The 20,108-nt window shown below is 65.4% G+C and carries 21 protein-coding genes; 8 read left to right on the top strand and 13 right to left on the bottom strand.

Going from position 1 to position 20,108, the window contains the following annotated elements; translation table 11 throughout:
• Positions 1-10 precede the first annotated feature (10 nt).
• On the bottom strand, positions 11-1,408 hold the full coding sequence (locus QTI24_RS01835) for a patatin-like phospholipase family protein (RefSeq protein WP_286597944.1): 1,398 nt from the start codon (positions 1,406-1,408) through the stop codon (positions 11-13).
• A 201-nt stretch (positions 1,409-1,609) separates the two neighbouring features.
• Between QTI24_RS01835 and QTI24_RS01830 the strand changes: the two genes are divergently transcribed.
• Both QTI24_RS01830 and QTI24_RS01825 read left to right on the top strand, forming a co-directional pair.
• Positions 1,610-2,020 (top strand): COG4315 family predicted lipoprotein, encoded by a 411-nt coding sequence (locus tag QTI24_RS01830; RefSeq protein ID WP_286597943.1) that lies wholly within the window; start codon positions 1,610-1,612, stop codon positions 2,018-2,020.
• 4 nt (positions 2,021-2,024) lie between these two features.
• Positions 2,025-2,705, top strand: coding sequence for a cupredoxin domain-containing protein (locus QTI24_RS01825; RefSeq protein ID WP_286597941.1), 681 nt, complete (start codon positions 2,025-2,027; stop codon positions 2,703-2,705).
• Positions 2,706-2,724: 19 nt separating this feature from the next.
• Here the strand turns inward: QTI24_RS01825 and QTI24_RS01820 are convergent, their stop codons facing one another.
• From QTI24_RS01820 to QTI24_RS01785, 8 genes are all read right to left on the bottom strand, one after another.
• Positions 2,725-3,636 carry a hypothetical protein gene (locus QTI24_RS01820; protein ID WP_286597939.1) on the bottom strand — a complete coding sequence of 304 codons (912 nt, stop codon included), beginning with the start codon at positions 3,634-3,636 and terminating at the stop codon, positions 2,725-2,727.
• Positions 3,637-3,746: 110 nt separating this feature from the next.
• Entirely contained in the window at positions 3,747-4,916 is a 1,170-nt protein-coding gene (locus QTI24_RS01815) for a lipocalin-like domain-containing protein (RefSeq protein ID WP_286597937.1), read from the bottom strand.
• An 83-nt stretch (positions 4,917-4,999) separates the two neighbouring features.
• Positions 5,000-5,713 (bottom strand): GntR family transcriptional regulator, encoded by a 714-nt coding sequence (locus QTI24_RS01810; RefSeq protein ID WP_286597936.1) that lies wholly within the window; start codon positions 5,711-5,713, stop codon positions 5,000-5,002.
• A 25-nt stretch (positions 5,714-5,738) separates the two neighbouring features.
• Positions 5,739-6,494 (bottom strand): aspartate/glutamate racemase family protein, encoded by a 756-nt coding sequence (locus tag QTI24_RS01805; RefSeq protein WP_286597934.1) that lies wholly within the window; start codon positions 6,492-6,494, stop codon positions 5,739-5,741.
• Positions 6,491-7,927 (bottom strand): dihydropyrimidinase, encoded by a 1,437-nt coding sequence (hydA, locus tag QTI24_RS01800; protein WP_286597933.1) that lies wholly within the window; start codon positions 7,925-7,927, stop codon positions 6,491-6,493. Before hydA ends, QTI24_RS01805 begins: the two co-directional genes overlap by 4 nt.
• A complete protein-coding gene (locus tag QTI24_RS01795; protein WP_286597931.1) occupies positions 7,924-8,643 on the bottom strand; it encodes a maleate cis-trans isomerase family protein in 720 nt (239 codons plus the stop codon). Before QTI24_RS01795 ends, hydA begins: the two co-directional genes overlap by 4 nt.
• 22 nt (positions 8,644-8,665) lie before the next feature.
• The gene (locus QTI24_RS01790; RefSeq protein WP_503011185.1) at positions 8,666-9,991 is read right to left on the bottom strand and encodes an MFS transporter; all 1,326 of its coding nucleotides are present in this window, start codon (positions 9,989-9,991) and stop codon (positions 8,666-8,668) included.
• 641 nt (positions 9,992-10,632) lie between these two features.
• Entirely contained in the window at positions 10,633-11,211 is a 579-nt protein-coding gene (locus QTI24_RS01785; protein WP_286597930.1) for a nucleoside 2-deoxyribosyltransferase, read from the bottom strand.
• A gap of 73 nt (positions 11,212-11,284) precedes the next feature.
• Between QTI24_RS01785 and QTI24_RS01780 the strand changes: the two genes are divergently transcribed.
• Together QTI24_RS01780 and QTI24_RS01775 are read left to right on the top strand one after the other, a co-directional pair.
• Positions 11,285-11,500 carry an oxidoreductase-like domain-containing protein gene (locus tag QTI24_RS01780; RefSeq protein ID WP_286597928.1) on the top strand — a complete coding sequence of 72 codons (216 nt, stop codon included), beginning with the start codon at positions 11,285-11,287 and terminating at the stop codon, positions 11,498-11,500.
• A gap of 205 nt (positions 11,501-11,705) precedes the next feature.
• Positions 11,706-11,867 carry a hypothetical protein gene (locus QTI24_RS01775; protein ID WP_286597927.1) on the top strand — a complete coding sequence of 54 codons (162 nt, stop codon included), beginning with the start codon at positions 11,706-11,708 and terminating at the stop codon, positions 11,865-11,867.
• 12 nt (positions 11,868-11,879) lie between these two features.
• Here QTI24_RS01775 and QTI24_RS01770 read toward each other — a convergent pair whose 3' ends face one another.
• Entirely contained in the window at positions 11,880-12,866 is a 987-nt protein-coding gene (locus QTI24_RS01770) for a Bug family tripartite tricarboxylate transporter substrate binding protein (protein WP_286597926.1), read from the bottom strand.
• Positions 12,867-13,137: 271 nt separating this feature from the next.
• Between QTI24_RS01770 and QTI24_RS01765 the strand changes: the two genes are divergently transcribed.
• The gene (locus QTI24_RS01765; protein ID WP_286597925.1) at positions 13,138-13,797 is read left to right on the top strand and encodes an FHA domain-containing protein; all 660 of its coding nucleotides are present in this window, start codon (positions 13,138-13,140) and stop codon (positions 13,795-13,797) included.
• Between the two features lie 41 nt (positions 13,798-13,838).
• On the opposite strand, the gene norR is transcribed toward QTI24_RS01765, so the two are convergent.
• Positions 13,839-15,443, bottom strand: coding sequence for a nitric oxide reductase transcriptional regulator NorR (gene norR, locus QTI24_RS01760; RefSeq protein ID WP_286597924.1), 1,605 nt, complete (start codon positions 15,441-15,443; stop codon positions 13,839-13,841).
• Between the two features lie 150 nt (positions 15,444-15,593).
• On the opposite strand from norR, the gene hmpA reads away from it, so the two are divergent.
• A complete protein-coding gene (gene hmpA / locus QTI24_RS01755) occupies positions 15,594-16,787 on the top strand; it encodes an NO-inducible flavohemoprotein (RefSeq protein WP_286597923.1) in 1,194 nt (397 codons plus the stop codon).
• 12 nt (positions 16,788-16,799) lie between these two features.
• Here the strand turns inward: hmpA and QTI24_RS01750 are convergent, their stop codons facing one another.
• Positions 16,800-17,624: an isocitrate lyase/PEP mutase family protein gene (locus QTI24_RS01750; RefSeq protein ID WP_286597922.1), complete on the bottom strand. Its 825-nt coding sequence runs from the start codon at positions 17,622-17,624 to the stop codon at positions 16,800-16,802.
• 258 nt (positions 17,625-17,882) lie between these two features.
• Here QTI24_RS01750 and QTI24_RS01745 point away from each other — a divergent pair, with 258 nt between their 5' ends.
• Positions 17,883-18,461, top strand: coding sequence for a thioredoxin family protein (locus QTI24_RS01745; protein ID WP_286597921.1), 579 nt, complete (start codon positions 17,883-17,885; stop codon positions 18,459-18,461).
• On the opposite strand, the gene QTI24_RS01740 is transcribed toward QTI24_RS01745, so the two are convergent.
• The gene (locus tag QTI24_RS01740) at positions 18,425-19,165 is read right to left on the bottom strand and encodes a response regulator (RefSeq protein WP_286597919.1); all 741 of its coding nucleotides are present in this window, start codon (positions 19,163-19,165) and stop codon (positions 18,425-18,427) included. The genes QTI24_RS01745 and QTI24_RS01740 overlap by 37 nt on opposite strands.
• 113 nt (positions 19,166-19,278) lie before the next feature.
• Between QTI24_RS01740 and QTI24_RS01735 the strand changes: the two genes are divergently transcribed.
• The gene (locus QTI24_RS01735) at positions 19,279-20,064 is read left to right on the top strand and encodes a bestrophin-like domain (RefSeq protein ID WP_286597917.1); all 786 of its coding nucleotides are present in this window, start codon (positions 19,279-19,281) and stop codon (positions 20,062-20,064) included.
• Positions 20,065-20,108 lie beyond the last annotated feature (44 nt).

Genomic DNA, 20,108 nt, shown 5'->3' with positions numbered 1-20,108 from the left:
AAGGGCGGGGTCAGGGCGCGATGGCTTTCGGCACGACCGTGTCTGGCCGTGCATGCAGGCCGGCCAGCAGGCGCTGATAGTCCGGACTGTTGCGCAGCAACTCGCGGCCGGTGGCAATCAGCCTCGCCACTTGCTCCTTGTCCAGCGCGAAGCTGGTCGGGATCTCGTTCAGGAAGCGGCGCAGCGGCAGATCGCGCACGTCTTCGAAGCTCAGTCGAATGAAGTACGAGCTCACGGGCAGTTCGGGCGTCGAGAGCTCGCGGGTCCAGCGGTCGAGGCTTTGCTGCGTCTGCTGAAGCGTTGCCACGTTGTAGCGATGCAATTGGACATTGGTGACGGCATTCATCGTCTGCTCGAAAGTCGGCTCCCGACTGCTCTCTCCGATGCCCCCGGACGCATCGGCCGCCGCATTGACCGAGATGATGGCGATGCGGCGCGGTGTCGCGATGCCGAGAGTCCTGACGTACTTCTGCGCACCACCGGTCAAATCGACGGCGTCCATCAGTGCGCGAAGACCCAGGTTGTCGGTGATCCCGCCATCGACCAGTTGGGCGTATTTGTGTTTGACCTTGTTCTCGTACGAGAGGTCATCCTGCACGACCATGCTCAAGTAGTCGTTGTCACTGTCGCGTTGCTTCGCAGCCGCGAGCCAGGGGGGCATGCCGCGAGCGCAGCCAGCATAGTTCTGCAGCACGACCGGCCCGAACAGCACCGGCACGGCGCTCGAGGCAGTGACGGCGCGCGCCAGCGGGAAGCTGCCGAGGTCCGAGCACATCAGGCTGAAGTATTCCTGGACGAACGAAAAGCGCCCGCCCGAACTCAGGTCGGAGCTGTTGATGAGGATCAACGGTGCATCGCGCTTGACCAGGTCGGCGAAAGTCGCATCGCCGAAAAGCGATTGCCGGTAGTACGAAACCGCCATTTCGGTGCGGCCGTGGCTGCTGAACCAGCGCACGGGATTCAACAGCCCGCGCAGCAGTGCACCTTCAACGTCGCTGCGGAGGAATCGCTCCTCGTAGTCGACGAAGATGCGATCGCCGTAGAGGCCGTAGTAGGCCGATGTGAAACTTCCCCCGGAAACAGAACTGATGACGGTGACCGTATCGAGCAGGCTTTGCTCCTTGCCGTTCATCTGCACACGGGTATCACGCAGCTCCTGCATGACACCGTAGGACAGGGCTGCGGCTCGCGTGCCGCCACCCGAGAACGCAACGGCCAGAATCAACTCGTCGGAACGTCGATGGTGCTTCTCGACGAATTCGCCCAACGAATAGGCAGGGCCAGCGTGGCCGCCCGCAGGCAACGGCACATTCTCGACCACCCCATAAGTGGTGCAGGCGCCGAGGGCCAGCGTCATGCCCATCAGCAATGCCCATCCTTGCGCGCAGCCTGGCAAAGAAGCTGTCATGTCGCTCGCTGTTCAAGATTGTTCGGCACGAGTCGCACAGAGTGTCACCGCCGATCGTATGCCGAGCTATACCACGACGCTTCCTTCGATCCGCGCAAACGAAAGCATTCGGGGCGTGACAAATTGCACAAGGGAAAAACTGTATCGAAATGTTTAATGCGGGGCGATCTCCCCTATTCAACGAATCCAAAGGAGCCCATCTTGCGCATTGCCGTTGCCAGTCTCGCCCTCACCCTGACCCTGATTGCCGGCTGCGCGACCAGGCCGCCTGCCGCGCCCGTCGCGTCCAAGGACGTCTCGACCGTGAAAGTCGCCAACGGCATTCTGGTCAACGACAAGGGTCTCACGCTCTATACCTTCGACAAGGATGCCCCCAACAGCGGCCGCTCGGTCTGCAATGGCGACTGCGCGGTGAAGTGGCCGCCGGTCATGGCGGCCGAAGGCGCCAAGCCAAGCGGCAGTCTCTCGGTGATCGCCCGCGATGACGGCCGCAAGCAGTGGGCCTTCAAGGGCCAGCCGCTCTACACCTGGCCCGAAGACCAGGACCCCGGCGACGTCTACGGCGACAACTACAACAAGGTCTGGCACGTCATCAAGACGAACCAGCTCTGAGCGCATGCACACCCTCTCCCCTTTGCGCATGCCGACCATGCGCAACGCCATCGTCGCGGTCGCCGGCGCGCTGCTGTGCGCACTCTGTGGGGCGACGCCGCTGCAAGTCAGCGTGCTCGACAAGGACGGTCAGCCCGTCGTCGATGCGGTCGTCGTCGTGGTTAGCGCATCGAAGGCCCTGCCCGCCAAGCCGCTGCCCAGGGAAGTGACGATCAGCCAGGAAAAGATGCGCTTCGTTCCGGCCGTGAGCCTGGTCTCCGTCGGTGCCAAGGCGCGCTTCGTCAACAACGATCCGTGGGAGCACCATGTGCGCGCCTCCGCCGCGGGCGTCGCGCAATTCGATGCCGGTCCGGCCGGCGGTTTCGAATTGATGATCGGGGCCAAGCCCGAAGGCAAGCCAGGCAAGACGGCCGATGCCACCTTCGACAAGCCCGGCGCCGTGCTGCTCGGCTGCCATCTGCACAACTCGATGCGCGGACATGTCTATGTGAGCGACTCGCCCTGGGCCGCACTGACGGGTGCCGACGGCCTCGTCACGCTCGACGTTCCCGAAGGGGCCGCATCGATCAAGGTTTGGCACGCGGACCAGCTTATCGACATCGCGCCGCTGCAGGCCTTGCTCGGCGACGCTCCCGCAAAGGCGACGCTGCAACTCAACGTGGTGCCTCGGCGCAAGCGGATCTGAAGGAACCCCACGCTCGTGGTCACTTGAAGTAGGAGGAGATCAATTCATTCGCGGCCTGGCCAGGCGGTAGATGGCGCAAGGTGAGCACAGTCCAGCGAATCTTCTGCTCCGCTGCGGTCATCTGGAGAAGCTGGAGCGCCTGTAGCCCCCGCAACAGCTTGCGAACCTTGTCATCGTCGTCGCCCGATGGCGTGCGCTGTGGATCGGCCTCCAGGCCGGCCCGCAACGCAACTTCCAGCACAGATGCGCGCCGCCCCGCGTCCGTCTCGAAGTAAAGCCGGGCCAGGCATCGCGAGTGTTCGATCGTGAGCCGCCCTTTTTTGGGTCCGAGCACGGTGGCCAGTGCCGCAGTGAAAGGCAGCAGGGCCGCGACCGACGGCTCCGGAGCGGCGCCAAGGGCTTCGAGCAACGTTCCAACGAGCGCCCAGCTGGGCAAGCGCACCTGCCGCGGCTGGCGATCGCTCGTGACATCGAGCGTCGCCATGCGGACCGCGGCGGCCAGGTTACCCGTCAGGTATTCGGCCACGCCCAGTACCGACGGCCAAGCATGGATCTCGTTGCAGAACTCCGCGATTTCGCTCGGTCGCTCCCGGCCGGTCGCGAGCGCCTCGAGGACCGCGCGGAAGACCAGTTGCTCGATCTCCGTCGGCTCGGGCTGCCAGTCCTGGGACAGGATGCTTTCGACTCTGGGCGCCAGGTCATCGAGCACGCCCCGTCGCAGCACCCACAGCATTCGCTTGCCACTGGACGGCAGAAATGTCTCCGCATGAAAAGCGTTCCAGAGGTCGACTTGGCTCGATGGCGGCAACTCGCTCATCGCCGCATCGAAGGCTGCTTGGCACGAAGCCACCAGCCCGACGTATTCGGGGACAGTCAGGCGACGCTCGCCTCGCAGGAAGGCGTGCCCAGTCGCAGGCGCACCGCTGGCCATTCTTCGGTTTCCGAGTGTTGCGATACCCCACAGTTTCGCACCGGAAACAGGAAAATTGGAACTTTTGTTTTCACAAACTCAGTCGATGGCGACTTCCAGCACGGAATGGATCACTTGCCTTTCGCTTGCCTCGCGCTCAATCGGTCGTAGCCGCTCAACTCCAGGAAGCCCTGCCCTTCGATGCTGCCGGTCGCTTTCACTGCCCCTTCCCAATAGACGTTCGCACTCGTGCCGCTGGAATCAAATTCGCTGTCGGCCACGAACGGCTTGACGTTGAGGTCGCCCGATGGAAGCTTGATCTTCCACTCGACGACGTAGGGGATGCCCGTCTTCGGGCTCGTCCAGGTGCTGCCCGGGACCAGTTCGACCTCGCCTGCCTTGAATGGCACCGCGCCCTTGGCGTTCGAGAGCGTGCCCGCCGTCATGACATTCCGGCGGTCCATGTCGAACAACTGGTAGAGCATCAGGTCCGATCCGTCCGCGAGGTGAAGCGCGAACCAGTTCCAGCCCAGCGTCAGCACATCGAACTCGCCCCATTGGTGATCGAACCACACGTCACCGCTCACCTGCAGCGACTTCCCTCCGACGGTGATGCTGCCTTGCGCCGGAAGACGCGGGCGCGAGTAGTAGTAGCTGATGCCGCTCTTGCCGAAGTCCAGGATGCCCGGCGTGTCCGAGCCCGGCGCGGCATGCGCGACGACCCGGCCTGAGGTGCCCAAGTCGAAAGCGATGGAAGCGCCGTCGAAGGCCGCGCGCAACACATGGGATGAGGGCGATGCCGTGGCCTGCCATTTCTCGTGCCGGAAGTCGTAGCCATTGACGACGCTCGTCGCGGGAATGCCGGCGGTGCGGGTCTGGCTGGCGTAGCGCTTGCCGGTTTGAAGGTCGGTCAACGCCGCATGAACGACGGTGTGCTTGATCAGCCCGTTGGCCACGAAGACGACCATGTGAAAGGCGTAGCGATCGCCCGTCTTCGCGCCGAGGATGCCGTTGTAGTACCACCATTCCATCGCAGATCCATGGGGTGCATCGTCGGCGGGCAGGTTCAGTGGCGCAAGTGCGGCCGTCCGCTCCGATGGCTTGCCGGCCGGTGCGGCCGCGGTCGCCGGTAGCGGCTCGGGCGGCGACTCATAAAGCAGGCCCGCCCCGATGACCACCGCGACGATCACTACGGTGACGAAGAAAATCGTCAGAGACTTGCGCTTGCGGGCCCGATGAGAGCGATGGGTCCCGGAGGCGAAACGCCTCTGGCCCTTTCGAGCGGGGTCTTCAGCATTCATCTTCGGAGAGTCCTTTCGTCTTGAGGCCCGCACACGATGGGCAGCCATCTTATCGGCGAGGCAGCCGGACGAAAGGAACTAGGTCATTCCCCGAGGATGCTTTCGAGATCCGCCTCATCGCTTCCCGCATCGAGCTTGAGGCTTTCCTGGATGTGATCCAGGTGATGGAGCATGAGCGTCTCGGCGCGCTTGGCGTCACCCCGCTTGATCGCATCGACGATTTCCTCATGCTCGTCGGCGCGGCAACTGGTGGCGGTGGGGGCGTCGTACAGCGAGATGATCAGGCAGGTCAGCGTCGACAGCTCACGCATGGTGCGCGCGAGGGCCGAGTTGCCGGCCAGTTCGGCCAGCAGCAGGTGGAACTCGCCCGAGAGGCGCACCACGGCGCGCGCATCGCCGCGCTGACGCGCATCGGCCTCGAGTTCGAGGTGCCGGCGCAGGCGCTGCATCTTGAAATCATCGATCGTTCCGACCAGTCGGCGCAGCACGCCGGGCTCGATGAGTCGACGCGCCTCGAAGACATCGCGCGCCTGCTCGATGGTCGGCTTGGCGACGTGCGCACCGCGCTGCGGCACCAGTTCGACGATTTGCTCGTGCGCCAGTCGGGCCAGCACCTCGCGCACCTTGGCACGGCTGGTGCCGAAGATCGTGGCCAGACGGTCCTCGCCTAGCTTGGTGCCCGGGGCCAGGCGGTGTTCGAGGATCGCCGTGGAGATCTTCTCGGCAATGGCGTCGACGCTCTGCTCGCGGCCAGTGCCGCTCGCTTCAATGGGGGGGGAACTTAGTTTCTTTGGCATGCGCTTCGATCTTAGCGACGGCGCTTCACCTCTGCATTCGGTCCCGCGCGAGCAGCCGTGCGATGCCTTCGGGCAGACCGTGGTTCGGCTTGATCGGTGGCGGCGCGAAACTACCCTGCCGCGCCGGCAACGTCCCCAGCGAGACGAGCGTCTGTGCATGGCACACGGCGCTCGACACGCCATCGACCACGGGCACGGGAATGCGGTCCCGGATGGATCGCGCCAAGCCCGCCAGCGGGGCGCCGGCGATGATGATGACGTCCGCACCGTCGTCCTGGATGGCCGACAGGCACAGCGCTTCCAGGCGAGCCGTGTGGTCTTCCTGCACACGGCCGATGTCCTTCAGCGGGTTGTCCAGGTTGCGGATGCTAGCCAGCCGCTTACTCAGGCCGTTGGCCGCGACGCACTCGCGATACCACGCCGTGATGCGGTGCGAGATCGCCACGATCGAGAAGCGCTTGCCGAGCAGGCAGGCGCTCATCAGCGCCGCCTCCGTCAGCCCGACGACGGGGATGTCCAGCACTTCGCGCAGGCCATCGATGCCCGGATCGCCGAAGGCCGCCACCACGATGGCGTCGTGCTGGTCGCAGTGCTCGGCCGCGAGCGTCGCCGTGGCGTAGGCACCGATGAGCGACTCGAACCGCGTCTCGATGTACGCCACGCCGAACGGCGCCGTGAGCACGCTCAGTTGCGTATCCGGCGCGGCAGCGCGCCGCGCCTCGGCCTCGATGAGGTCGGAGACGCTCTGGGAGGTGTTGGGATTGATCAGCAGGATCTTCATGGCGCGCCTCGCTGTCTTGCTGCGGGCAGCAGCGTGGGTCTGCCGCGACGCAGGAATTCTCCGCGGCCGGCGCGCGGATGGAAGGTCTGGCCGTCCCACACGACTTCGCCGCGCGCGATCGTCAATGCAGGCCATGCCTTCACGTCGATGCCCTCGTACGGCGTGTAGTCCACGGCGTGGTGCAGGTCGGCATTTCGCACCTGCCGCGGCGTCGCGCCCCAGACCACCAGGTCGGCGTCCGCGCCGATGGCGATCGTCCCCTTGCGCGGATGCAATCCGTAGGCCTTGGCGGGGTTCGTCGAGGTGAGTTCGACAAAGCGGTTGATCGTAATGCGCCCGTCGAGCACGCCATGCGAGAACAGCAACGGCAGGCGCGTCTCGATGCCGGGAATCCCGTTGGGGATGTGGCGGAACTCGACCTCCTTGCCACCCGGTTTCTTGCCTTCCAGCGCGTCGTAGCGAAACGGCGCATGGTCGGACGAGAAAATCGTGAACAGGCCGTCGGCCAGTCCATTCCAGATGACCTGCTGGTTGTCCTTGTTGCGCGGCGGCGGGCTGCACACGCAGCGGGCGCCGCCGTAGCTGTCGTCGATGCCGAGGTCCTCCGCCGTCAGGAACAGGTACTGCGGGCAGGTCTCCGCGAACACGTGCAGGCCGTGCGAGCGCGCCCAGCGGATCTGCTCGACCGCCTCCTTGCCCGACACGTGCACGATCATGATCGGCACGTCGACCAGCTCCGACAGCGCGATGGCGCGATGGGTCGCCTCGCGTTCGACCAGCATCGGCCGCGAATGCGCATGGAAGCGCGGCGCAGTGCGTCCGCTGGCCTCCAGCCGCCGGGTCAGCCATTCGATGCAATCGGCGTTCTCGGCGTGGATCATCGCCATCGCATCATGGCTGCGCGCGACGTCCAGCACGTCCAGGATCTGGCCGTCGTTGAGCTTGAGGTCGTCGTAGGTCATGTAGATCTTGAACGACGTATAGCCCTCGGCGATCAGCTGCGGCAGTTCGTTCGTCAGCACGTCCTCGGTGGGGTCGCTGACGATCAGGTGGAAGGCGTGGTCGACGTGCGCGCGGCCCTCGGCGCGCTCGTGGTAGTCGCGCACCGCGGCGCGCAGCGACTGGCCCTTCTGTTGCGCGGCGAACGGGATCACCGTGGTCGTGCCGCCGCAGGCTGCCGCACGCGTGCCGGTGTCGAAGTCATCCGCCATGCGCACGGGTGCTTCCATGGGCTGGTCGAGATGGCAGTGGGCATCGACGCCACCGGGCGTGACGAAGGCGCCAGCGGCGTCGATCTCGCGACGGCCCGCTGGCAAGCCCATTCCCAGTTGCACAATCCGGCCACCGGTGATGCCGATGTCCGCGTCGAAGGTGTCGCTCGCGGTGGCGACGCGCGCATTGCGCACGACGAGATCGAAAGTGCCTGCGCTCATGCGAACAGCCCTCCCCAGCCCTTGACCGCGCGCGGGTCCACGCCAGCGATCTTCAGCGCCTTCCAGACCACGGTCGCCACCGAGTCGTAGATCGGGATGCCGAGCTCGCGTTCCATCTCCTCGACCAGCGGTGCACCGTGGAGGTTGGTGCACATCACGGTGATGGCGTCGGGCTTCTTCTGCGCGACCTCGCGGATCATGGTCCGCAAGGTGTCGGGCGCGACTTCAGCGAACGAGAAGTTCACCGTCAGGTCCAGATGGCGTTCCGCGATGCATTCCACGTCGAGTTCAGCGTAGTTGGCGACGATGCGCCGCTGCACGTCCTCGACATAGGGCGACACCAGCCCCAGCGTGCGCGCGCCCTGCGCGGCAAGCAGTTCGTTGAGCGCCAGCACCGAGGTCGTCGCGGGAATGCCGGTCGCTTCGGTAATGCGGGCGCACAGCGCGCGGTCGCGCTCGAAGCCGAGCCAGCTCGCGGACGTGCCGCTCCAGCAAATCACGTCGACGTTCGCGTCGGCCAGGAGCTTCGCGGCGTCGAGGATCATGCGCTCGTCGAACTGGTTCTGCGACTTGTCGCCCATCGAGATCTCGGTCACCCGGAATCGCGAGAAGTGCGCCGAGACGCCCGGCACGCCGGCGACCATCGCGCTGGTCAGCGGCTCCAGTGCCGTGTTGGAGGAAGGCGTCAACACGCCGATGCGTTGGGACTGGGACATTTCGCGAGATCTCGAAAGTGGACTAGACGGGAAGCTTCTTGCTGTAATCGATCAACAGCGTGGAGCAGATGAACAAGCCTGCACCGGCCGCGGCAAAGAGCATCAGTGCCATGAAGTAGGAACCGGTGGCTTGCACGATCAGGCCGACCACGATCGGCACGCCGATGCCCGCGACGTTGCCGCCCAGGTTCATCGTGCCGCCGAGGAAGCCGACGTGCGCCCTGCGGCCGAGGATCGAAGGCACGCACCAGAAGAGGCCGCACCAGCGCAGGAAGAACAGCGTGATCGACAGGAGGATCACGACGGCGATGGGGCTCGTGATCTGCGACACCGTATAGATCGCGATCGTCGCGATGACCGACGAAACGCCGAACAGCGTGCGCAACACCTTGGCGTTCGAAGCGCCAGCGGCCTTCCACTTGTCGGCCAGCCAGCCGCCGAACATTTCGCCGACAAAGCCCGAGAAGAACATGATGAACACCGCGCCGCCCATCTGCTTGATGTCGAAGCCGTGCACCTTGGAGAGGTAGTTGGGCATCCACGTGAGCAGGCCGTAGAACAGTGCGTTGAAGCACATCCAGCCGAAGAACATGCCCCAGACCGAACGGAAGCGCAGGAAGTCGAGCAGGCGGCCGCTGGCGCCTTGCGGCTCGCTGGCCGCGTCTTCCGCATGGCTGGCTTCGATGTACTTCGCCTCGGCCTCGTTGACGCCGGGATGCTCGCGCGGATGGTTGCGGATGTAGTTCCAGGCGAACAGGCCGGCGATCACGGTGCCTACACCGGCGATGACGAAGGCCAGGCGCCAGGATCCGAGCAAGGCGATGAGCCCCGAAATCAGGATCGCACCCAGTGCGGCCCCGAGCGGCGCGCCGCCATCGAGCAGGGTCGCGCCGCGGCCGCGCTCGTTCTGCGTCATCCAGATGCCGTTCAGCTTGCCGCCAGCCGGATAGATCGGCGCCTCCGCCGCACCCAGCCCCAGGCGCGTCAGCAGCAGCGGAACCCAGCCGGTACAGAACGCAGCGATGGCCTGGAAGAAGCCCCAGCCGAGCGTCGCGCCGGCAATGACGACTCGCGGACCGAAGCGGTCGGCCAGCATGCCGCCGGGAATCTGCATGAGCGCGTAGGTCCAGAAGAAGGAACTGAGCAGGAGGCCCTGCACGGCCGGCCCGATATCGAACTCCTTGGCGATCAGCGGCATGGCCACGGACAGTGACGCCCGGTCGATGTAGTTGATCGAGATGAGGAACAACATCATCAGGAAGATCTTCCAGCGGACCTTGGTCGGCTGAAGGGTGGTGTCGGGCGCTGCGGCGGTCGCTGTCGCGCCGGCCGTCATGGTGGTTTGCATCGATTGGTCTCCTTGCGGTGGCACCGGGCGCCAACCTGCAGGGACCGGCCCGGCATGTTGGCGAACTTGTCAGCTCGGACTGCCCTGGATTGGCCGGGCGTGCCGAGACTGTCCGGTGGAATTTAGGTTTTGTCGAAATTCATGTCAACACTTATGTTGACAATCATCGTCGACATCAGTGAAAACACCTAAGAACCCCACTGCCGCAAGGCAGAGATCACTACACCCTGGCCTGCGGGCCAGGCCGAAAGTACGCCATCGCCGCCAGCACGCCAATACGCTTCCCGAGGCAGGTCGCCCTCATCGGCGGGTGCTCCGAAAGGGTGCGGCGGGCACTCTGGGTTTGTCCCCGAGCACCGTGGACAGAGTTGTGGACAACCGCCTGCACAACGCAAGGGATCGACTCCAGACTGGGTTTCCAACGCGGTGCCTCGAAAACAGGCAGTCGGTCACTTTGGAGGGCGCGAAACCTTTTGTGGCAGCTGAAACCTGGGGAATCGCGCCAATCGGCCGATGGATGGAGACGCGCGGGGTGCAAATGCTTAGAGTGGGCCCGTTGGGTTTCCTGTGCGCCTCTCACGTAGGCAAACGCAGCCTCTCGAAGGCAAACGCAGCACAAAGGGAAGCCCAGGGCCCAGCGACTAAACCCCGCTGGGCCTCTTTGCTTGCGCTCCCAGTTTGGCCGCGAGCCAATCGAGCGCTTCGCGGGCCGTCGGAGCGAGCCGGATCGAGCGGGCCAACATGAGGTTGAGCGGTTGGCCGAAGCCCTCGACCATCGCACCGGTCTCGGTCTCCCTGACCTCCCCCACCGCATCCGAACTGCAGGCGATCGCCGCAGCGACACGGTCCGCATAGGTGCCCTCCGGAACGCCGTAGCCGACGACGGGCTTTCCGAGCGCGACCGCAAACCCCACTTCGAACACCGTGCCCGAATCGGGCTCCTGGCCGCGGAAGCTCATCAGGTTGGCGATCACGCCGTCCGACTGACGAATCATCTCGACGTTGCCTTCGTAGATGGCCTGCGCCAAGTCATGGGGCTCCGGGTGGGTCGCCGGCGACAAGGCAGTGTCGGTCGGCGCGAGCCCCTCCATGCCGAGTTGCGCGCACTGCGCCTTCAGAGCCAGGAAGATGTCTTCCTGGCAGGGGAAGAAAACATCCGGGCCTGCGAGGTAAATGCGCGGGCAATGGCGATTGGAAATGATGGATGGACTCGAACTCATCGCGGGCATCGTACCCCTGTCCCGCGCCTCGGCAGGCACATCCTGCAAGCCCCACGTCGCCTAACATCGAAGCGTGGATCTCCCCGCCATCAACGACGCCTCGTCGGCACGCACCGCCGTGCATCGCATCGCCACCCATCTTCGCGCATCGGGCATCCAGGCCTTTCGCGACCCGCCGCCGGAGCCCACGACCTGCTGCGGCCGAGGGTGCAACGGCTGCGTCTGGGAAGGCTATCTGGAAGCGGTCGCCTGGTGGCGAGACGAAGCGCTGGCGCTGCTGCCGAAGTGAACCTACAACCTCCGCGCTATTGGCCCGCCGCAGGTGCATTCGACAGAATTCCCGCATGGAACAATTCCACTTCTCCGGCCGTCCCGCATCGTCTTCGAGCGGGCTATTCGGACCGCGGCGGCTGCGCGTCCCGGTGAATAACGAACCCCGCAGGCCGATCACCTGCGAGGCGCCCCTGCCTCCGATGAGCTTGGAGGAAATACGGATGGTGGCCAACAGGTGGCGCCGCGGCAGCGACGTCGACGACCGCCGCGCCAAAGTCGCCGACGCACTGGATGCGGTGGCGGATCACCGCATGGGTGCCTTGGGACCGAAGCCGCCCAAGAAGACGGTCACCCAGCGGATCTCCGAGTTCATGGGCCTCTAGCCCGCGCGCCGCCTACTGCGGCTCGATGCCCGCCTTCTTGACGAGCGCCGCGTACTTCGCCAATTCACTCTTGAACGCCGCCTGCGCATGTTCGGGCGTGCTGACCGCGATCGTGTTCCCCTGCTTGGCCATTGCTTCCTTGACGGCCGGGTCCTCGAAAGCGGTGACCACGGCGTCGTGGACCTTCTTCACGTTGGCCGCACTGAGGCCCTTCGGGCCGATGACCGCGAACCAGGCATCCACCACGAAATTCGGCAGCCCCTGCTCGACGAAAGTCGGAATCTCCGGTGCGGCCGGAACGCGCTTCGCTGTGAGAACACCGATCGCGCGGAGCGCACCACTCTTGATGTGCGCCTGGACGCTGGGCAGTGCGGCCGTGCCGAACTCGACCTGCCCGCCGATCAGGTCGGTGACCATCGGGCCGACACCCTTGTAGGGGATGTGCTTGGCGGTCACGCCCGCCTGCTCGAGGAACAATTCGGTCGCCAGGTGCAGGATCGTGCCGTTGCCACCGGAAGCGAAATTCAGCGCCCCCGGCTTGCTCTTGAGCAGGGCGACAAGTTCCTTGCTGTTGTTGGCCGGTACCTTCGGGTTGACCACCAGCACCATGGGCGTCGCTCCCACGATGGCGATCGGCGTGAAATCGCCCGGCATGTCGAAAGGCAGCGACTTGAACACGCTAGGAAAGATCACCACGTTGTTCGACACGACCGACAGCGTGTTGCCGTCGGGCGCCGAGCGCGCCAGCGCCTGCAGGCCGACCACGCCGCCTGCGCCGGGCTGGTTGTCGACCACCACGGACGCATTGAGCGCCTTGGAAAGTGCCGGCTGGGCGGCGCGAGTGATCGCGTCCACGCCCGAGCCCGTGGCGTTGGGCAGGATGAACCGGACCGTGCCGGATTGCGCGCGAGCAGCAAGGGGCAGCGCGCCCATCGCGACGGCTGCCAGCGAGGCGGCCAGCACCGAGCGGCGAGAGAAATTCTGTTGTCCTTCAATCATGCTTGTCTCCTTTTGGCGTTGGGGCCGGCCGTCGAGCGGTGCTTCACGTCACGATGCGACGCGACGCGACGCGACGCGACCGCAGGCCTTCCACGTCCGCGCCGGTTCAGCCGAACCTCCAGTGTGAACGGAAACAAGGTGGTCTTCACGGTCTGACTGGCGTGCTTTCGGCCATGTGTATCAGTCCGTCTCAATGCTCTCGTCGTGTCACGGCGCGCGTCGACTGCGCCTGTGCGGACATACCATCGGCTGAGAAGGGAGGACTCGCACCATGCCGACGCTGATCGTGACCAAGAACGGGGTATCGCTGCGCATCGTGCGGCTCCGCGAAGGCGAGTTCAGGATCGGTCGCAGCATGAACAACCACCTGGTGCTCGCGAGCGCCACCATCAGCAAGGCTCACGCGGTCCTCACGCGGCAGGGGCGTTTCGTCACCCTACACGACTTCCACAGCACGAACGGCACGCTGGTCAATGGCGATGATGTGTCGGTGCGGCCGCTGCTTGACCGCGACATCATCCAGATCTGCAATTTCGAGATGATGTTCCTCGACAGGGACTTCGCTTCGGCCGAAGTCATCGAGGACCCTCCGCCGGAACCCGTCGCGGAACCAGTCGAGACGGAGCGGGCTCCACTGGAAGCAGCCATCGGCCTCGATGCCGGCGGGCACCGGATCGGCGGATCGCGCGGCGCGCGCTGGGTCGGCAATGGCGTGGCCTTCGCCCTCCCCGCCCAAGGCCGCGAGATTGAGGCCCTCATCACCGACGATGCGCTCGCGTCCCATTTCGGTGCCTACGTTCACGCCGCTGATGGCGCGAGCCGTGCGGTCAGCGCCTACGAGGAGAACCACGTGGCGATCAACGTGGCCGCTTGGTCCCGCTATGACGCCACGCACCGGGAGCCGATCGTCGTCAGGTCGTCCGACTTCTGAGTCGCCGCTGTGCGGCAGGGCGAATCAGGCAACGACGGGTTTCAGGACGAGCACATGGCGCGAAGCGACCGCTTGTCTCCTGGCAGGCCGAGCCGTCTCGCGAGACGGGCGAGATTGCCACGGTCCATGCCGAGTGCGCGGCCCGCGGCGGCCCAGTTGTAGTCGTTCTGCGCCAGTGCGGACGTCACAAGTTCACGCTCCAACCTGGCGACGGTATCGCGAAGACCCTCGCCGTCGCGCAATCGCGGCAGGGACGTCGGAGTCGCCGGTGATCCGTCCGTGCTTTCGGGCTCGATCGGTCGCGCGCCCGCCAGATCGAGGTCGCCCGCCGTCAGGCTCAGGATGCGCGGGCGCTGCGAATGACGGCCGAGCGCCTTCAGCACGCTGCGCCCGAGCAGGTGTTCGAGTTCGCGCACGTTGCCCGGCCAGTCGTAGCCGAGCAACGCGGCCTGTGCGCTGGCGTCGAGCCGCAAGCCACCGAGCCCCAGGCGGGAGCGGTTCTCTTCGAGGAAGAAGCCGCTGAGCAGGAGCACGTCGCGACCGCGCTCGCGCAAGGGCGGCACCTGCAGCGGGTAGACGCTCAGCCGGTGGTAGAAGTCCGCGCGCAAGCGCCCTGCCCGCACCTCGTCGGCCAGATTGCGGTTGCTCGCAGCGATGAGCCGCACGTCGACCCGATGCTCGCGGTCCGATCCGAGCCTTTGCAACTGGCCGCTCTGCAGCACGCGCAACAGCTTGGCCTGCACCGGCAGCGTGAGTTCGCCGACCTCGTCGAGGAAGAGCGTTCCGCCATCGGCCAACTCGAACTTGCCCGGGCGTTCGACCACGGCACCGGTGAAGGCACCCTTCACATGGCCGAAGAGTTCGCTTTCCACCAGCGTCTCGGGCAGTGCGGCGCAGTTCAGGCTGATCAGGGGGCGTGCGGCGCGGGACGAGCCCGCATGCAGCGCCTCCGCGACCAGTTCCTTGCCGACGCCGGTCTCGCCCTGGATCAACACCGACAACTCGCTGTCGCTGACCAGTTCGATTTCCTTCTGCAGTTGCCGCATCGCAGGGCTGCGGCCGATGAGTCCGCGCGCGCGCGGCGCCGCCGCCAGCCGGTATCCCTCGGCGCGAAGGCTTTCGTCGCGAACGCGCGTCTTGAGTTGCTCGACGTGGCCCGCGACGCTGACCGTCGCAGCGGCGAGGCTGCCGAAGGACTGCAACACCTTCAGGTCGACGCGGGAGAAGCGTTCCGGCGCCAGGTCGTCGAGTGTCAAAAGGCCCCATGGCTTTTCGTCGACGCGGATGACGCAACCCACGCAGTCGTGCACGGGCAGATGCCCCTTCACGCCTTCGACCAATCCGTCATAGGGGTCCGGCAGGCTGCTGTCGGCCGGAAATCGCAAGGGGCCATCCGCTTCGAGCAGGGCGGCGAAGCGCGGATGCTCTTCGACGCGGAACCGACGGCCCAGCGTGTCGCTGCTCAGGCCGTCCACGGCCAGCGGCAACAGCCAACCGTCATCGAGGCGCAGCAGCGCCGCCGCGTCGCAAGGGAGCAGCACCCGCAACGCCTCCAGCAGGCGGCGATAGCGTTCGGCGCTGGGCAGTTCGCGCGCGATGTCGGCCACCAGCGGGATGATGGCCTGGAGCAAGGGATGCGTTGTCATATTGACTCTGTTCGTGTCGACATGACGGCATCCTATGCGTGTCAACAAGACATCGTTGGCGCCCAAGTCTTTGATTCACGGGGAACACCAGGCTGGAACGGGGATTGCAATGAAGAAGCCATCACCCTCCCACAATCGAAAGACTCCTTCATGCTGTCCGTCTCCCAAAAGGCCATCATCACCGCCACCGTGCCCCTGCTCGAAACAGGTGGTGAAGCCCTCACGACGCACTTCTACGCCATCATGCTGGGCGAGCACCCCGAAGCCCGCCCGCTCTTCAATCAGGCCAACCAGGCGAGCGGCGATCAGCCCCGCGCGCTCGCGAACGGCGTGCTCATGTACGCGCGCAACATCGACCGGCTCGAAGCGCTGGGCGACCTGGCGACCCAGATCGTCAACAAGCACGTCGCCCTGCAGGTGCAGCCGGAGCACTACCCGATCGTCGGCGCCTGCCTGCTGCGCGCGATCCGCGAAGTGCTCGGCCCGCAGATCGCAACGGACGAGGTCATCGAGGCCTGGGCCGCCGCGTACGGACAGCTTGCCGACATCTTGATCGGCGCCGAGAAGCAAGCCTACGACGCGAAGGCCGCAGCGCCCGGCGGCTGGCGCGGCGGGCGGGACTTCAAGGTCGTGCGCAAGGAAGTCGAAAGCGACGAGATCACTTCCTTCTATTTCGCGCCGGTCGACGGCCAGCCCGTGCTCGACTTCGAGCCCGGCCAGTACATCAGCCTGCGCCTGGTCTTCGATGGCCAGGACATCCGCCGCAACTATTCGCTCTCGGCCGCACCGAACGGCCGGACCTACCGTATCAGCGTGAAGCGGGAGCAAGGCGGACTCGCTTCCAATCACCTGCACGACCAGGTGCAAGTGGGCAGCACGATCGAACTGTTCCCGCCCTCGGGCGCATTCACGCTCGCAGAGAGCGACCGGCCGCTGGTGCTGATCAGCGGTGGCGTGGGCATTACGCCGACGCTGGCGATGCTCGAAGCCGCGCTGAAGACCTCGCGCGTGGTGCACTTCATCCATTGCGCGCGTGCACGCAGCGTCCACGCGTTCCGCCATGCCATCGACGCGCTGGCACAGAAGCATCCCCAGCTCGAACGCTTCTACTGCTACGACGAGGCGCCCGAAGCACCGGGTGACGCCGACGCGCCGCACGCGGTCGGCCGGCTCGACGCGCAGAAGCTCGCCCAATGGCTGCCGGCCAAGACGCGCGACGTCGATGCCTACTTCCTCGGCCCGAAGCCGTTCATGCGGCAGGTGAAGACGGCGCTGCGGACGCTCGGCGTGCCGGACCAGCAAGTGCGCTACGAGTTCTTCGGGCCGGCGGCTGCGCTAGAGTGAGCGCGGCGGCGCTCAGTCGGCGCTGCGGAAGAATGTGTTCAACTCGTCACCCCGCGCCGCTTCGGCGAACCCGAAGCGGCCGTTCTCCGCGATCTCGCGCGCGGCCCGCATGAAGCCACCCCACGCTGAACGAGCAAGCGCACCGCCCACGCTGATGCGCCGGACACCCATCGCCGCGACATCCTGCAGCGTGAATTCGCTGGCCGAGCCGATCAGCAGATTGACCGGCTTCGGCGCCACGGCGGCCACCACCGCTGTGATCTGCTCCCGCGTGCGAATGCCCGGCGCATAGAGGCAGTCCGCCCCGGCTCCGGCGTAGGCCTTGAGCCGGGCGATGGTGTCGTCGAGGTCCGTGCGACCGTACAGGAAATTCTCGGCGCGCCCGACCAGCAGCGTGTCGCCGCCGGCTTCGTCGATCGCCGCACGGGCAGCACGTAGCCTCGCGACCGCATCGCCGATGCTGCGCACCGGGTCGTCGGCGTTGCCCGTCGCATCCTCGATCGAGAGGCCCGCCACGCCCGTTTCGATCGCCATTCGAACGCTGAGCGCGACGCCTTCCGGGTTCTCCGCATAGCCGCTTTCGAAGTCTGCATTCACCGGCAGATCGGTAGCCTCCACGAGGGTGCGCAAGTGGGCCAGCACGGTCTCCCGTGAAGCCCCGCCGTCTGGAAGGCCCTGCGACCAGGCATAGCCGGAACTGGTGGATGCGAGGGCTTTGAATCCCATGCCCTGCAGCATCCGGGCACTGCCGACGTCCCAAGGATTCGGCAACACGAAGCAGCCTTGGATGTGAAGCGCGCTGAATGCGGTGCGTTTCTCTTGAACGGTGCGAGTCATGGGATGTCTCCTGCGGTGTGTTGGTCCCTGAAATGGCCTGCGAGAGAGGCCTATGTGAATCACTTTACGGCTTCGAGGATGTCTCCGGCAGGGATGCAACTCCGATGCTGTATTTGTTGCGATCGACTTCCGGAGTGTCGCCAGTGAAACGTAGTGTGTCGACTTCGTGCGCCGGATACAGAGTCGTACGTCACAGGCGCCCACGAGGCACGTCGCGGCGGAAGATCCGTCCGTTCGACAACCCAGAAGGAAATCGCCATGAACATCCGAGCCAGTGCACTCCTCTTCGGCGTGGCTCTTGCGACCTCGCTTGCAGCCTTGACCTTCGCCGCGCCACCGAACGGCGGCGACACACCCACGGCCGAGCGGCGGACCGCCCCCGAGTTCCAGGGCATCGACACGTGGCTCAACTCACAGCCGCTGAAGCTGGACGAGCTGCGCGGCAAGGTCGTGCTCGTCGACTTCTGGACCTACACGTGCATCAATTGCCTGAACCATCTGCCCTATGTGAAGGATTGGCACGCGAAGTACAAAGACCAGGGCCTGGTCGTGGTGGGCGTGCACACGCCCGAGTTCGCGTACGAGAAGTCGACGAAGAATGTGCAGGAGGCCATCAAGCGCTTGCAGATCCAGCACGCCGTGGCGCAGGACAACAGCTATGCGACCTGGAAGGCGTTCAGGAACCAGTACTGGCCTGCGGTCTACCTCATCGACAAGCAAGGGCGCATCGTGTACTCGCACTTCGGCGAGGGCGCCTACGGCGAGACCGAGAAAAAGATCCAGTCACTCCTGGCGCAGCCTCAGTCGCGAGCCTCGACGGCCGACGCGAAGACGTAGCCCTCGCTTCGCACGGTCTTGATGTACCGCGGCTCGCGCGCATCGTCGCGCAGGCGCTGGCGCAGCCTGCTGACGAGCAGGTCGATCGAGCGCTCGAAGAGTTCGGCCTCCCGGCCCTGCGTCAGGCTCAACAGTTGATCGCGGCTCAGCACCTTCTGCGGATGGTCCAGAAAGATGCGCAGGAGCCGGTACTCCGCGCCGCTCAGCGCGACCATCGTGCCGCTGTCGTCGATCAGGTGTCGCGCAACGGTATCGACCTGCCAGTTGCCGAAGGCCAGCGTCCGGGCCGTCTCGGTCGAGTGCATGTTGGGCGGCAGCATGCGCGTGCGGCGCATCACCGCGCGAATCCGGGCGAGCAGTTCACGGGCGGAGAAAGGCTTGGCGAGGTAGTCGTCGGCGCCCATCTCCAGGCCGAGGATGCGGTCGGCTTCTTCGCTGCGCGCCGTCAGCATCAGGATGGGGATGGACTTGTGCCTGCCCGAGCGCAGGTCGCGGCACAGAGTCAGCCCGTCTTCGCCGGGCAGCATGAGGTCGAGGATGATCAGGTCGAAGGGACCTGACTCTTCGAGCGCCGCACGCATGTGGCGCCCCGTGGGCACCGAGGCCACGCGCAGGCCGTTCTTGACCAGGTAGGTGGTGAGCAGTTCGCGGATCTCGCGGTCGTCATCGACGATGAGGACATGGTCTGCAGGTCTGGGTTGCATGGCGATCGTGGTTCCGACGCAGGGCGTTGCCTTGCAATGTAGCCGGCCTTCAAGGGGATTGCGTCGCTTCATCTGCATCCAGCAGAATGGGCGGCTCTTCGCAGGAGACCCCCATGCTGGCTGGACTGGACGAGGCCGTACTGTTCATCATCGTTGTGGTGGCCTTCTTTGCTGCGCTGGAGATCGCCTTTCAGCTCGGTCGTCGCCATGTGCATCGGAGCGACGACACCTCCAGATCGCACATCGGCGCACTGCAAGCCGCATTGCTTGGACTTCTGGCATTGCTGCTCGGCTTCAATTTCGCGATGGCGGCCTCGCGTTTCGACGCCCGCAAGACGCTGATCCAGGAAGAGGTCAATGCAATCCGCACGAGCTATCTGCGAGCCCAGTTGCTGCCGCCATCGCAGCGGGAGCAGGTGTCGGACCTGCTGAAGAGCTATGTCGCAGCGCGCGTCGACTTCATGCAGGCCGGCGTCGACCGTACGCAGCTCGAAAGGACCAGCGCCGCCACGACGGACATCGAGTCTCGACTCTGGGCGTTGGCGGGCGCATCTGCGACGCTCAGCCAGGCCTCGCCGGAGCGAGTGCTGGTCATCCAGTCATTGAACGAGATGTTCAACACCAACGAGAAGCGCCGCGCCGCGCTGGACAACCATGTGCCACAGATCGTGATCAGCCTGCTGATCGCCGTCGCACTGGGCGCACTGAGCTTCATCGCCTATGGCTACGGTCTGACGGGCCGGCGACGCCACGTGTCGACAGCGCTCTTCGCACTGCTGATCGCGATGGTGTTCACGATCATCATCGACATGGACCAGCCGCGCAGTGGCCTCATCCGCGTCGGCGAGGAGAACATGGTTCGGCTCAAGGAGAGCATGGACCTGAACCTCGCGCGATAGCGCGATCGCCCTCGGTACGTATGGTCGTGTAGGTTGCCGTCCCC

Origin of the sequence: Variovorax sp. J22P240, assembly GCF_030316855.1 — a bacterium.
GTDB lineage: Bacteria > Pseudomonadota > Gammaproteobacteria > Burkholderiales > Burkholderiaceae_C > Variovorax.
This window is presented reverse-complemented; position numbering and strand designations above follow the sequence as displayed.

Coding starts and splice junctions, on each gene's coding strand:
- QTI24_RS01835 (WP_286597944.1), bottom strand. CDS start 1,408: ATGACAGCTTCTTTGCCAGGCTGCGCGCAAGGATGGGCATTGCTGATG.
- QTI24_RS01825 (WP_286597941.1), top strand. CDS start 2,025: ATGCACACCCTCTCCCCTTTGCGCATGCCGACCATGCGCAACGCCATC.
- QTI24_RS01820 (WP_286597939.1), bottom strand. CDS start 3,636: ATGGCCAGCGGTGCGCCTGCGACTGGGCACGCCTTCCTGCGAGGCGAG.
- QTI24_RS01815 (WP_286597937.1), bottom strand. CDS start 4,916: ATGAATGCTGAAGACCCCGCTCGAAAGGGCCAGAGGCGTTTCGCCTCC.
- QTI24_RS01810 (WP_286597936.1), bottom strand. CDS start 5,713: ATGCCAAAGAAACTAAGTTCCCCCCCCATTGAAGCGAGCGGCACTGGC.
- QTI24_RS01805 (WP_286597934.1), bottom strand. CDS start 6,494: ATGAAGATCCTGCTGATCAATCCCAACACCTCCCAGAGCGTCTCCGAC.
- hydA (WP_286597933.1), bottom strand. CDS start 7,927: ATGAGCGCAGGCACTTTCGATCTCGTCGTGCGCAATGCGCGCGTCGCC.
- QTI24_RS01795 (WP_286597931.1), bottom strand. CDS start 8,643: ATGTCCCAGTCCCAACGCATCGGCGTGTTGACGCCTTCCTCCAACACG.
- QTI24_RS01790 (WP_503011185.1), bottom strand. CDS start 9,991: ATGCAAACCACCATGACGGCCGGCGCGACAGCGACCGCCGCAGCGCCC.
- QTI24_RS01785 (WP_286597930.1), bottom strand. CDS start 11,211: ATGAGTTCGAGTCCATCCATCATTTCCAATCGCCATTGCCCGCGCATT.
- QTI24_RS01775 (WP_286597927.1), top strand. CDS start 11,706: ATGGTGGCCAACAGGTGGCGCCGCGGCAGCGACGTCGACGACCGCCGC.
- QTI24_RS01770 (WP_286597926.1), bottom strand. CDS start 12,866: ATGATTGAAGGACAACAGAATTTCTCTCGCCGCTCGGTGCTGGCCGCC.
- QTI24_RS01765 (WP_286597925.1), top strand. CDS start 13,138: ATGCCGACGCTGATCGTGACCAAGAACGGGGTATCGCTGCGCATCGTG.
- norR (WP_286597924.1), bottom strand. CDS start 15,443: ATGACAACGCATCCCTTGCTCCAGGCCATCATCCCGCTGGTGGCCGAC.
- hmpA (WP_286597923.1), top strand. CDS start 15,594: ATGCTGTCCGTCTCCCAAAAGGCCATCATCACCGCCACCGTGCCCCTG.
- QTI24_RS01750 (WP_286597922.1), bottom strand. CDS start 17,624: ATGACTCGCACCGTTCAAGAGAAACGCACCGCATTCAGCGCGCTTCAC.
- QTI24_RS01745 (WP_286597921.1), top strand. CDS start 17,883: ATGAACATCCGAGCCAGTGCACTCCTCTTCGGCGTGGCTCTTGCGACC.
- QTI24_RS01740 (WP_286597919.1), bottom strand. CDS start 19,165: ATGCAACCCAGACCTGCAGACCATGTCCTCATCGTCGATGACGACCGC.
- QTI24_RS01735 (WP_286597917.1), top strand. CDS start 19,279: ATGCTGGCTGGACTGGACGAGGCCGTACTGTTCATCATCGTTGTGGTG.